The sequence below is a fragment of the Belliella pelovolcani genome (assembly GCF_900156785.1).
In the GTDB taxonomy this organism is placed as follows: domain Bacteria; phylum Bacteroidota; class Bacteroidia; order Cytophagales; family Cyclobacteriaceae; genus Belliella; species Belliella pelovolcani.
On record NZ_FTOP01000006.1, the window covers coordinates 115,977 to 129,948 of the forward strand.

The following is a 13,972-nucleotide window of genomic DNA, read 5'->3' on the forward strand; positions in this document are numbered from 1 at the left end:
AATCACCCCAGCAATCTTAAGTTTTTTGTTGGGATGTATTATATTGCCCAATGCACAAGCACAACAAAATCAAGCAGATACCACCCAAACCAGAGTAGACTCCTTAGATGCAAGAAGGCGACTTCCTTCATTTTTACTTTGGCAAAATCTAAATACCCAACCTCTATTTCCTACCCAATCACCTTTTAGATACCAATCCCCATTCTATCCGCTCAACCCTAATCAAGAAAGAATACAGGTTGAATTGGACTCTACACTCAGGTATAGCATCCGAGAAGAATTAGATTCTACGATCATCACTCCTGGTTTCATGTATGATTTTGATGATTATTCGAAGATGCAAGAGTATCGCTTGAGGCAGGAATATTGGAGAAATCGGTCCCGAGGAACAGATGGAGAAAGTGCTGTCAGTGGAAGAGGATTAATTCCACCTATGACGACAAGCCCTAGCTTTGATAGGATATTTGGGGGAAATGAAATAAACATTACTCCCACAGGGTATGTCAACCTCGACTTAGGAGCAATTTTCAGAAGGGTGGACAATCCATCAATTCCAATCCGGCAGCAGCAAAATGGGGGCTTCAACTTCAATCAGCAAATTCAAATGAGCGTCAACGGTTCATTGGGTGAAAAAATGAAACTTGGGGCAAATTTTGATTCCAACAATTCTTTTGATTTCCAAAACCAATTGAAAGTAGAGTATGCTGGATTTGAAGAAGACATCATCAAATCCATAGAGATTGGTAATGTCAGCATGCCTGTACAAAACAGCTTAATTCAAGGTGCTCAGAACCTTTTTGGTGTCAAAACTCAATTACAATTCGGAAAGCTATTTGTCACAGGCGTGGCTTCTACGCAAAGAGGTAGGAGAGACGAGTTGATCATTGAAGGAGGTGGACAAGGAAGATCTTTTGAAATTCAAGGGTCTGATTATGATGAAAACAGACACTTTTTCTTAGGACATTTCTTTAGGGACAACTATGAACGTTGGTTGAGAGGCCTTCCACAGATTCTATCAGGTGTCAATATCACTAGGGTAGAAGTCTATATCATGAATCGAGCAAACAACACAGAGACCTTGAGAAACTTTGCCGCATTTATGGATCTAGGTGAAGGTCAAAGAATTTTCAAACCTGAGAATTCAAATATCGGTGCGGGTACTCCTGGCGCCCCTACTTCAAACAATTCAAACCTACTTTTTGGAAACTTAAGTGGTAACCCAGTTTTTAGACCATTTGACACAGGTTCTTCTGCCATAGAGGCAAATCTAAACTTGGTAAGAGGCGTAGATTTCGAGCAGGTCAATGGAGCAAGAAAACTTGCCCAGACGGAATTTACTTTCAACAGAGAGCTCGGTTATATTTCTCTTTCAAGAAAATTACAAAATGATGAAGTTCTTGCAGTAGCTTATGAGTATACCTGGAATGGAAACGTCTATAAAGTAGGTGAACTTTCAGAAGATTATCAGAATAGACCTGAAGATCAGATCATTTTCATGAAAATGTTAAGACCTGCTAGAATCAACACCAGAATCCCAACTTGGGACCTGATGATGAAAAACGTCTACAACCTCAATGCTAGCCAAATTCAAAGAGAGGGTTTTCAGCTACAAGTTATTTATAGAGATGATAGAACTGGCTTAGATAATCCGAGTTTATTAGAAGGGCAAAACATCAAAAATATCCCATTAATCAGGGTAACTGGACTAGATAATCTCAATCCTCAAAATGACCCAGCTCCTGATGGGAATTTTGACTTTATCCCTGGAGTCACCATCCTACCGGAAAGAGGGATGGTTATATTCCCTGTATTGGAGCCCTTTGGATCTACCTTGAGGAATAGATTTTTGCCAAATGAAGCTGCACTGATAGATAAGTTTGTCTATGACACACTGTATAGAACCACCCAAGCAGATGCTGAATTGGTAACTCGCCTGAATAAATACTTCATAAGAGGAAGGCTGACAGCTGGATCAGCCTCAGAAATCATGCTTCCAGGACTCAATATTTCTCCAGGATCGGTGATCGTGATGGCGGGAAATATACCACTGACCGAAGGCGTTGACTTTACCATCGATTACAATATCGGTAGATTAACTATCATCAACGAGGGAATTTTACAATCAGGCAAAAGGATTAATATTTCCTTTGAAAAAGCAGACTTGGTTTCTTTTCAAACGAGAAGTTTATTGGGAACAAGGTTAGATTACATGTTTAGCGACAAATTCAATCTTGGAGGTACTTTCCTTTACTTGAATGAAAGACCCAACATTACGAGAATAGCAGCAGGTAGTGAAACATTGAGAAACAGTATGTGGGGCTTAGATGCCAACTACAGCGATGAATCAAGGTGGTTGACAAAGCTAGCTGATGCCTTACCTTTTACCAATACCAAAGAAACATCACTCGTTCAGTTCAGCGGTGAATTTGCACAATTACTCCCAGGAACTTCCAACAGAGTAAACGGAGAACAAGCAGCCTACATCGATGATTTTGAAACTGCCATCACACCTTTCAATCTTGGTGGGGCAGCAGCTCAAAACTGGCATTTAGCGGCTACTCCAAAGACAGAGGACAATCAGTTTGATCTGAGTGACATGACGGAAGATAGGCTAGGAAACGCCTACAGAAGAGCGAGAGTCGCCTGGTACAATATCGACAATGTATTCTACAGAGAGTCGGGACCGGGTGTGCCTACAAACATTACTCGGGAAGATCGTCAAAATCACTATGTAAGAAGGGTAATTCCTCAAGAAATCTTCCCTAGAAGAGATAGAGATGTGATTATTGTACCCGAGCCGCTCTTTGAAATGGCTTACTTCCCACACGAAAGAGGGATGTACAACTACAATCCGAGCTTGACAAGTGAAGGTCTACTTCCAAACCCAAGGAACAACTATGGCGGAGTCACACGTGCTATCACGACAGAAGTAGATTTTGATAGAACTAATATCGAATACATAGAATTCTGGCTTTTGGATCCTTTCATTCAAGGAGAAAATGGACGTGTCATCGATGGTAGATTCAATACCAATAATACAACAGGTGGTAAGCTTAGATTTAACTTGGGTGATGTATCTGAAGACCTAATCAGGGACGGAAGACATGGCTTTGAAAATGGACTTCCTGCTGATGGTGATCCAGGCAGTACAGCTACTACTGAATGGGGAAGAATCACAAGAGAACAATTTCTAATTCCTGCATTTGATAACTCTGCAGAAGCTAGAGCCAACCAGGATATTGGTTTAGATGGATTGAGAGATGCAGACGAGGCTGAGTTTTTCAGAGACAGATTTATCAATAGATTGAATGTGACTCAGAATGCTCTGAATGAAATTGTCAGAGATCCTTCAGCTGACAACTTTCAATATTATCTAGACGAAAATTTTGATCAGAATAATGTCAAAATCCTAGAGCGATACAAGAAATTCAATGGTATGGAGGGGAATACTCCGATCACTGCAAACCAAAATCTGGCATTTACACCATCAGGATCTAATCTCCCAAATAACGAAGACCTTAACAACGATAATACCATCAATGAACTAGAAAGTTACTATGAATATGAAATAGACCTTCGTCCAGGTCAACTTGAGGTAGGTCGAAACTATATCGTTGATAAAGTAACTGCCAATCAAAGTGGAGATGAAGTCAATTGGTACCTTTTCAGAATTCCCGTAAGAACTCCAGATAGAGTTGAAGGCGATATTTCAGGCTTCAAGTCTATCAGATTTATGAGAACATATCTTACGGACTTCGAACAACCTGTCGTAATGCGGATGGCCAACTTTAGATTAGTTGGATCCCAATGGAGGGTTTTCCAAGAGTCACTTTTCGAAAGAGGATTCTTTGAAGTGCCAGAGCCTGATAATTCTAATTTCACAGTTGGAGTAGTCAATATTGAAGAAAACAGCCAAGGTAGTGATACACAAAGTCCATATGTACTCCCTCCAGGAATCACCAGGGATAGAGACAACCTATCTACTGTAGAGCGTCAGCTCAATGAGCAATCTTTAAGACTTTGTGTGGAAGACCTTCAAGCAAGAGACGCTAGGGCTGTATTTAAAAACACACGGCAAGACCTCGTACAGTTTGAAAGGCTAAAAATGTTCTTCCATGCAGACAGTGATGATGCAGAAGATGGGGAGCTTACAGCATTCTTGAGATTGGGGACTGATTATACAGATAACTACTACGAAATCGAGGTTCCACTCAAAATCACACCAAAAGGTACCAGAGACCCAAGACAAATTTGGCCATTGGAAAATGAGATTGACATTGCCATCTCAGAGATCGTAGGGGTAAAAGTCGCGAGAGACAATCAGCGGGTACCGTTGAATCTGGCTTTTACACAGGATGTCAGACAATACAAAGTGACGGTAGTCGGTAGACCTGAGCTCAGCTTGATCCAAGGGATGATGATAGGTATCAGAAACCCAGGAGAATCTGGGACAGCTTCAAGAACTGTCTGTATTTGGGCTAATGAACTACGAGCAACTGGATTCAACGAATCAGCAGGCTGGGCGGCTAATGCCATTTTAAATGCAAAAATCGCCGATGTTGCGACCATTTCCACATCTATTCGCCATAATACAATAGGCTTTGGTGGACTAGAAACGAGGTTATCTCAAAGAGCACGACAAGCAACTACCCAATATGACATCTCTGCTAATGTAAGTGTTGATAAACTACTTCCTGAAGCCCTTAATGTAAGTATACCTATGTACGTCAGCTTGGAAAATTCGAGCACTAGGCCTGAGTTTGATCCGCTCAATCCTGATGTACCTTTTGAAGTTGCCTTAGGGAAATTCAATACAGATGCTGAACGCGAACTTTACAGAAGTCAAGTACTGGATCAAGTAAAGAGGAGGAACATTGGATTTACTAATATTCGCAAAAACAGGAACCCTGAAAGGGAGTTTAGTCGTGTTTATGATTTAAGTAATTTCTCATTTACTTATGCTTATGGTTCAGTCCAGCAAAGCAACATCAATACTGAATCTTACAATTTTGAAACTTATGTGGGAAATTTAGCCTACAACTATCAGCCGAAACCTCTAAATTTTGAACCATTCAAAAATAGTGAAGGCTTGAGTGGTAAATATTTGAAATTGATCAAAGACATCAACTTCAACTTCTCTCCTACCACAGTGGCTGCTCGAATAGATGTAGATAGAAGGTTCATGCGTACCCAATACCGCAATGACCAGCTCACCACCGATGGTGTGGATCCATTCTTCCAGAAAAGTTTCTTCATCAATAGGTTCTACAATGTAAACTGGGATCTCACCAAAAATCTAAGGGTGGACTTCATGAGTCGAGTGATGGCAGTCATTGATGAACCTGAAGGGGATATTGATTCACAAGCCAAAATTGATTCAATCAGGGTTAATATCAGAAATCTTGGCAGGACTACCAATTATAACCATAGAGCAGACGTCAACTATAAGTTGCCTTTGAATAAGATCCCTGCTTTAGATTGGATAAGTTCTGATGTGAGGTATGCGGCAGAATACACTTGGATGACTGGCGCTATTGGTCAAAGAGACACCTTGGGTAATGTCATTCAAAATACAAGAGAACAGGTATATCAAGGAAAGTTAGATTTCACCAAACTTTACAATAAAAATGCTAAATACAGGGCATTGACAGCACCGAAGAGGCCTTCTATTCCCGGCCGACCTGCTGTGAATGCTGAAGATACTATTGGAACACCTTTTACCAACAAGTTGATAAAGTTTCTAACCATGGTGAAAGATATCAACTTCAGGTACTCCATTGTAGAGGGGACATTCCTTCCAGGCTACATGGAAAATACAGGCTTGCTCGGACTAGACCGCAGCTTCTTAAATCCTGGCTTTGGATTTATCATGGGAAGTCAAAACCCAAGTGTAAGATTTGGACTAGCAAACAATGGCTTGATGGCACCTAGTGCGGAACTCACGCAACAATTCAGGCAGAATCAAGCAAAAAACTTACAAATATCGGGACTGGCTGAGCCTTTTAAAGACTTTAGGATTAACCTAGAAGCGAGAAAAAGGGAATCGGGGGAATACAGTGAGATATTCAGAAACTCTGCAACAAATCCTGGAGAATTTAATCCAATCAGTCCAAATAGAATGGGGGGATACAGTATTACCTATTCTATGATCAGGACCACATTCGCGAGAGATGACAGAAACAACAACTCACCCTTATTTGACAACTTTACCAGTTTCAGAAGCATCATTCAGAGCAGGTTAAATGCAGCAAATCCAGGAGGAGAATACAGCGCAAATGGTCAAGATGTGCTAGGGCTTGCATTTTTGGCAGCATATGGAGGCAAAGACCCAGCAACCATGAACTTAAATCCTTTCCCTAGAATACCATTACCAAACTGGAGGCTAGATTATAGAGGATTATCTCAAATTCCAGCATTGAGGGAGTATTTCTCCAGTATCAATATAACCCACGAGTACTCCTCTACATACGAAGTCAGCAATTTCTCCAATTCTCTACTGTACCAAAGCGGATTAGAACTCTTCAATTCCATCCAAAATATCCCAGGAGCTACTTTGACGAATGAATTTGGACAATATATCCCGATATTTGTTCTCAATCAAGTCATTCTCACAGAAAGATTCTCCCCATTGATTGGAGTGGATTTCTTGACAAAAGACCGATTGAATATTTCAGTTGAGTATAATTCAGAGAGAAATCTAGGTTTGAACTTCTCCAATGCCCAAGTGACCGAACAAAGGAGCAGAGATTTTGGATTTGATTTGGGTTATACAAAATCAGGCGTAAAAATTCCTTTTAAAATTCAAGGAAGGCAAGAGGTTTTAGAGAATGACCTACAATTGCGAATCAATACAAGGGTCGTAGACACCAGACAAATCCAGCGTAAGATTGAAGAAAGAAGTACAGTCACCAATGGTAATCTGAATATTCAAATCAGACCTACTATTGGATATGTGATCAATCAAAACCTCAATATTACGCTCTATTTTGATAGAACAATCAATGATCCAAGAGTTACAACAGCCTTTAGAAGAAGTTCTACTGCCTTTGGTGGACAATTAAGATTTAATTTATCCCAATAGGTTTTATCATTTGCTTAAACCTTGTATTTTTGGGCACCTTATAAAAAAGAACATATGAATTTTCCAAAAGACCTTAAGTACACCAACGACCACGAGTGGGTAAAAGTGGAAGGCGATATCGCTACAATCGGCATCACAGAATTTGCACAAAGAGAACTGGGTGACATCGTCTATGTAGAAGTAGAAACAGTAGGAGAAACAATTGCCTCAGGTGAAGTATTCGGGACTGTAGAAGCCGTAAAAACCGTCTCTGATTTATTTATGCCACTAGAAGGAGAAATTATCGAATTCAACGAGGAGTTGGAGTCTGCACCAGAGGTAGTCAACGAAGATCCATATGGTGCAGGATGGATGATCAAAGTGAAATTTTCTGGAGAACTTCCAGCAGAGCTACTTTCAGCTGATGCATACGCTGAACTGATAGGTGCTTGATCAGTTACTAAAATATAGGATACTTCCTGCTTTAATTTGGTTGTTGATGATGCTCTTCGCATTGCTCAGCCCTGGTGATCAAATACCAAAAACACCCGAAATTCCCTTTAAAGACAAAATCATCCACTTTGGACTGTTTTTTGTTCTTACAATACTGTGGCTTAGAGTCCAAAATCAAAATAAGCGTGGTAAAAACTTTATTTATAAATTTTTTACTACCTATTTAGTTTTTGGAATTTTAATTGCTATATTAGTTGAATATTTGCAGTTGTATGTCCCTAATAGGTCATTTGACTACCATGACATCACCGCAAATATACTTGGAGGAACCGTTGGAATAATTTGTTTTTATATTTTATACAAGAGAGATTCCAAACTTGTATAAGTAAAAATAAATGGCTAGAATTGTTATCTCTAAATGGAAAAAAGTTAATAACCTTTATAAAAGTAAACAACCATGGAAGCTAAGAAGACGCCAGAAGCAGATTTAACCAAGCGTTCGGGGATGTTCCTGAACTTGGGTCTGCTTGTCAGTGTGGGTCTAGTTCTGTTTGCTTTCGAATACAAGTCATTTGACGAACGTAATTTGAAAGACTTAGGACAAGTTGCCGACGATTTTGAGGAATTATTAGATATTCCGATCACGGAACAACCACCACCGCCACCACCGCCAGTGGAGCAGCCAATCATTCAGGAAATCCCTGATGAAATTGAAATCGAAGAGAAGATTGAAGTAAACTTTGACGTCGATGTGAAAGAAGAAACAGTCATCAAGGAAATCGTCATCTCAGATGCACCAGTTGTAGAAAAAGCAGATGAAATCTTCGACGTAGTGGAAAATGCTCCAAACCCTCCAGGGGGTATGGAAGGTTGGAACGAATACTTGAGAAAAAATCTTAAGTACCCAACTCAAGCTAGAAGAATGGGTATCGAAGGTACAGTATACGTGGTGTTCGTAGTGAATACTGATGGTACAATCCAAGACGTAGAAGTACTAAGAGGTATCGGAGGTGGATGTGATGAAGAAGCTTTAAGAGTAGTTCAAAACGCTCCTAAATGGGAACCTGGAAAACAAAGAGGTAGACCAGTGAGGGTTAGAATGAGACTTCCAATCAGATTCAAACTTGGATAAAATATTTAAAAGGGGCTTCCGCCCCTTTTTTTATGCTTTTTCTTCAATCTTTAGATTGAAAATCAATCCATATTTTTCAACTATCCTTTATACACAACCTATGTTTTTAAAATATAATTTATTTTGTTAGTTTATTAAAATATTTTTAACTAACTTTTACTCTAATCAAATCTTCTAATAGAAAATTGATGATAAGCACCCCACATGGCTAGCATCATTAAAGGATGATTTGAATTATTCTTCACATTCTAAACTTGAAATCATGGAAACCAAGAAATTGCCAAAAGCAGATTTGACTACAAAATCAGGAATGTTCTTCAACATTGGATTAGTCATCAGTATTTCCCTTGCACTATTTGCCTTTAATTACAAGGTTTACGAAAGAGAGAGTATTTTCAATGCTTCTACATTGGATATCAATGTTGAAGAAATGATAGAAATTCCAATCACAAATCAAACACCACCTCCACCCCCTATAGAGCAACCAATAATAAAAGAGATGCCCAATGAAATCGAAGTAGATAAATTTGAGTTTGTTATTGATGTAGATGTTCCAGATGAAATAGTGATCAGCGACATCGAAATCGCTCCTCCTCCGATTGAGGATGTTGAAACCATATTTGATATTGTTGAATCAGCACCCCTGCCGGCAGGAGGTATGAGTGCATGGAATGAATACTTGCAAAAAAATCTAAAATACCCAACCCAGGCAAGGCGTATGGGAATCGAAGGGACGGTCATTGTCGTCTTTGTAGTCAACATAGACGGATCCATTCAAGACTTAGAAGTACTGAGAGGCATTGGTGGTGGATGCGATGAAGAAGCTTTGAGGGTCATCAAAAACGCCCCAAAATGGGAACCTGGCAAACAAAGAGGAAAGCCTGTTAGAGTGAGAATGAGAATGCCTGTCAGATTCAAGCTAGGCTAAACTTAAAAAACGAAGTCTATCTGAGTATTCACTTAGATAGACTTCGTTTCCTTTAAGTTTCTATTTATCAAAGGATATTCAAAGACTGCTCTTTGATCTTTTCCAACTCGTCCTTCATCACGATTACATATTTCTGCATGGAAGCATCGTTTGCTTTAGATCCGATGGTGTTGATCTCCCTGCCAATTTCCTGACAGATAAACCCAAGCTTTTTACCTTGTCCAGTACCTTCCTTTAGATTCTTTTCAAAGTAATCAAGGTGCGTGCCTAATCTTACGATTTCCTCAGTGATATCTACTTTCTCAAAATAGTAGATAAGCTCTTGCTCAAATCTATTTTTATCAAAGTCATTTTCCTCAAGCCACTCTTTAAAATTATTTCTGATACGCTGTCTGATACGATCCTTTCGAATTGGGTCTTCAATTTTGACGTGCTTGAGGCCATCTCGTAATACCTCTAAATTCTCATCAAACTTCCTTTCTAAGACTTCCCCTTCATCCGTTCTAAAAGCATCGCAACTAATCAAGGCTTCTTCTATCACTTTTTTGACTACTTCCCAATCCTCAGCATTATTTGACTTCTCCATGGACTGCGTCATCACATTTGGAGACTGAATGGCTAGCTTGAATAAATCATCACTAGAGGCACCCACTAACTCTGCCAAGGCAAGGTATTTTTGATAATATGCAGCAAATAGTGGTTCATTGAATCCAACAGGAAGATCTTCTCCCGACTTTTTAGAAAACTCAATTGAAACATTGACTTTTCCTCTTTCCAATCTTGCACTCACAAGATTTCTGATTTCCAATTCTTTGTCTGAAAATTGCTTGGGACTTCTGATGGATAGGTCGAGAAATTTTGAATTCAAAGTTTTCACTTCCACACTTACTATGAAAGCTTCATCTTCAAAACCGGCCAATCCATAGCCTGTCATTGACTTAAGCATAAAGGTTTTTTATTGGTTAGAAATTGTACCCTAAGGTCACATAAAATTTTAGATCATCTGTTTGATAATTTCGCACAGGTCTAGCTAGGTCTAATTTGACATAATAGTTCAATAACACTGTCCTGATACCGGCACCATAACTCTGCAACCATGGGTTATTAAAATTATTCAAAGTGATGACAAAAGGTGAACCTTCTGTATTAATGACCTCAGTATTTTGATCATTGACTCTTTCCCATGGTGGATTATCATTCCAAGATGATCCAATATCATAAAACCCTACTAATTGGAAGTTCTTAATAAAATTTGAGGTGATATTGCCTCTGGATAAATAGGAGAAAAGAGGAATTCTCAATTCGGAAGTAAATGTGACTACATTTCGCCCTCTGATTTCATCATAATTATATCCTCTCAAATCTACAAACTCTGCAAAAAGAATATTAGAGTTCTCAAAGCCTCCTGCATTTCTTACTGGGGATGCTTCTGGCCTATTGCTAGGCGGGCGATAGAACTGATTGAAGAGCCAGTTGTCCATTCCACCTACTAGGTAAGTCTGAGGGTTACTTCCAAAGAAAGAACCTGCAAACAACCTTGTCGCCAAAGTAATGTTCTTATGAATTTTTTGATAGTTTCTAAAGTCAACATAAGCATTACTGAAGGATCTCTCACCTGCGTTTAGACCTTGATAGTGAACCACACCGATTTTACCTTTGAGTCCTTGCTGCATATATAGGCCAAGTTGCTCTGTTTTATCCACTACAAACTCAAACCTAGCACCAGCATAATTGACATCAAATCTATTTTGTTCAGGTACTACACCTCTCAAAATAGAGTCTGGATTTAAGTTAAAATATTGAGATTTGGCTACAAAAGGGGCTAACATCACACGGCTATGAACTGAGAATGGATAAGAAAATCCAAGTTCAGTTTTTGTCAACACATACCTTTGGAAAGTCAAATCACCCTCAGAAACTTGAATGGATCTTCTATCGAACCTACCTCTGAGATCTACTCTACTTTTCAAATATTGATAATCAAAGAAAATATCACTGCCCGACCTAAAATCAAGCGTGGTCATCAAGCCTCCTTCAAAAAGATGGTTATCGAGAAGGTCTGACATTTTCCCATTCAGATTAATACCAAATCCTCTCAGTGGATCGACGACGAAGGTTGTCTTCAAGCTGGTAGTGATAAACTGAGGCGTCATGATCGCAGGACCTACTACCCTTCGCTGCATATTTTGTCTTCTGAAATTATCCAGAAGCGTACTTCTTGAAGCAGCTTGCTGCGTCCTTTCTGTAGGCTGCGTCAATGGAGGAATGGTATCAAAGGTATAATTCTCTGTATCGATACCTCCCCTTCTCTCAAATCGAAGTCTTTCAGTATCTATACTTCCAGTTAAGTTACCACTTGGTGGTACAGTATCTCTCTGAACCTGTTGCTGAGGCGTAGTAGACGCAGGGGGCCTAACACCCGTCTGACTGGTAGCTGGAGGTGTGGTAGTTCTTCCGCCTACAATCAAATCTTCCAAGCGGAGATTGAGACTTGTATCTCTTTTCACCTCTTCAGTCTTCAATTCTTGAATTGGTGTAGTAGTTGATTCTTTTTGTGTTCTTGTTTCTTGCTGCTCAACTCTTCTACTTGATATCCTCTGATTCAATTCCTTTGCTTGTTGAAGCTGTACCCTAGGAGTGCTTGGCGTGAACTGATCAGCATTAGAATATGGCTCGACAATCAAGACGCTCTGGTTACCATCTCTATATGCATAAGCTACCCGATTCATTCTCGAATTGTAATCAAATGCTTCTAGACTCTTATTGAAAGCAGACATTTGGCTTGAAATAGCTCCATTCGAACTGGTCCTCATCAGGTTCATGATACCGCTCTGATCACTGAGATGAAGAATGAAGTTAGCATTCATCACTGTTGGTCTGATGTTTCGATAATTGCTATTTGTCATCTTGGTGATGATCTCAGCGGAATCCGTCAAATCAATTCTGAATAAATTAAAATAGTCGGGCAATTTCCTTATATCTGGATATCGCGTCATTACTGAATCAGGTAGATCGGTAGAATTTGAAGAAAAGATAATAGTAGAATCGTTCAAGAAAACTGGATGGAGGTTGTCAAAAACATCATTGGTCAATCTCTTACCTACTCCCCTTACATTCAAAGTATAAATATCTGTTTTGCCATTGGTCAATGCAGAGACCACCATGTTTCTACCAGAAGAATTATAATCAATACTCAATACCTGAGTTATATTTCTTAAGAAAATTTTGTCTTGATTTGAGCCATCAATCGCCCTTTGGATCAACGTAGTCGTCCCTCTTCTAAATGTAGCAATTGTCAGATTCAATGTATCTCTCCATGCTATCACAGGACTAGTAAGGTTAACTGGTTGATCATCAGATCGGCTACCTCCAGACAGGATGGTTCTTTCTCTTTTGGTAGCGATTTCTTGAACTTGTACCTTATATTTCCCACCATTGTTGATCACATACGCTAGATGCTTGCCATCAGGACTGAATTTGATATCATTGATCGTTCCAAGATGAGCGCTTTTGGTTCTATTGACCTCGTTAGATTCATTAAAATCCTTGAAAGTCGTCAGTACGGACTCATTGGTTTGCTGGTAAAAATTCTGCCATTGTTCCTCGAAAATTCTAAAGTTCAAACCAATCGTGTTGGCAATGCTATTTTCTTCATTTCTATTAATTCTACTCAGATTGAGAATACTAGAAATATATCTTCTGCCATATTTCTCAGCTATGTAATTCCATATAGACTGTCCAACTAAAGCGGCTTCTTTTTCTTGTAAGCGATGGATTTTATGCTTTTTATCTCCTCTAAAATAATGCCGCATATAATCATCCATTTCCATACTCCAACCATATCCAAGATACATAGCCGCCCCTTCTACATACCAATCAGGGAAACTATTGATAAGGTTCGCTTGAAAGGCATCTGCTATAGTAGCACCATAGAGCATTTCTTCTATGATTACTTTAGATGTAGTGTAGATCAAATCTTTTTTGAACTGTTCCCATGTCCCTGCGAAAGCTACCTCTCCCAGTAATCGACTGAAAAATGTCTGACCGTCAACTGTATACTCGTCTTTATTCAAGTTGAGATTACTTTGCAGAATTTCTTCTTGAGAATTATAAATAAAAATCTTAGGCTTAGTGTATGCAACATAACCTATCATCTGTGTCAACCTATCGAATTCATTTTCAAGATAATCGATAGCCATTCTGGCATTATTGACACCTCCATCATAATAGTAGACTTCAAAATTATTTGAGCTAAAATAATACCACTCAATGTTTTTATGTTGTATTCTATTTTTACCAAATCGCTCTTGGTCAAACTGGGCATGAGCAGAACTGCCATACAGCATCAGGCCAATCAGTACAATTAAACAGCGTAAATTATGATTCATTAGTCAATTCC

The 13,972-nt window shown here is 39.2% G+C and carries 7 protein-coding genes; 5 read left to right on the forward strand and 2 right to left on the reverse strand.

Going from position 1 to position 13,972, the window contains the following annotated elements; all coding sequences use genetic code 11:
• Window positions 1-25: 25 nt before the first annotated feature.
• From sov to BW935_RS08675, 5 genes are all read left to right on the forward strand, one after another.
• Window positions 26-7,081 carry a T9SS outer membrane translocon Sov/SprA gene (gene sov / locus BW935_RS08655; RefSeq protein ID WP_175606653.1) on the forward strand — a complete coding sequence of 2,352 codons (7,056 nt, stop codon included), beginning with the start codon at window positions 26-28 and terminating at the stop codon, window positions 7,079-7,081.
• 54 nt (window positions 7,082-7,135) lie between these two features.
• On the forward strand, window positions 7,136-7,513 hold the full coding sequence (gene gcvH, locus BW935_RS08660; RefSeq protein ID WP_076500614.1) for a glycine cleavage system protein GcvH: 378 nt from the start codon (window positions 7,136-7,138) through the stop codon (window positions 7,511-7,513).
• On the forward strand, window positions 7,506-7,898 hold the full coding sequence (locus BW935_RS08665) for a VanZ family protein (RefSeq protein WP_262484359.1): 393 nt from the start codon (window positions 7,506-7,508) through the stop codon (window positions 7,896-7,898). The genes gcvH and BW935_RS08665 overlap by 8 nt, the downstream gene beginning before the upstream one ends.
• Window positions 7,899-7,970: 72 nt before the next feature.
• Window positions 7,971-8,645 (forward strand): energy transducer TonB, encoded by a 675-nt coding sequence (locus BW935_RS08670; RefSeq protein WP_076500615.1) that lies wholly within the window; start codon window positions 7,971-7,973, stop codon window positions 8,643-8,645.
• A 262-nt stretch (window positions 8,646-8,907) separates the two neighbouring features.
• Entirely contained in the window at window positions 8,908-9,573 is a 666-nt protein-coding gene (locus BW935_RS08675; protein ID WP_076500616.1) for an energy transducer TonB, read from the forward strand.
• Between the two features lie 67 nt (window positions 9,574-9,640).
• Here the strand turns inward: BW935_RS08675 and BW935_RS08680 are convergent, their stop codons facing one another.
• Window positions 9,641-10,519, reverse strand: a complete 879-nt coding sequence (locus BW935_RS08680; RefSeq protein ID WP_076500617.1) for a YicC/YloC family endoribonuclease — start codon at window positions 10,517-10,519, stop codon at window positions 9,641-9,643.
• A gap of 16 nt (window positions 10,520-10,535) precedes the next feature.
• Entirely contained in the window at window positions 10,536-13,961 is a 3,426-nt protein-coding gene (locus BW935_RS08685) for a biopolymer transporter Tol (RefSeq protein ID WP_076500618.1), read from the reverse strand.
• Window positions 13,962-13,972: the final 11 nt, after the last annotated feature.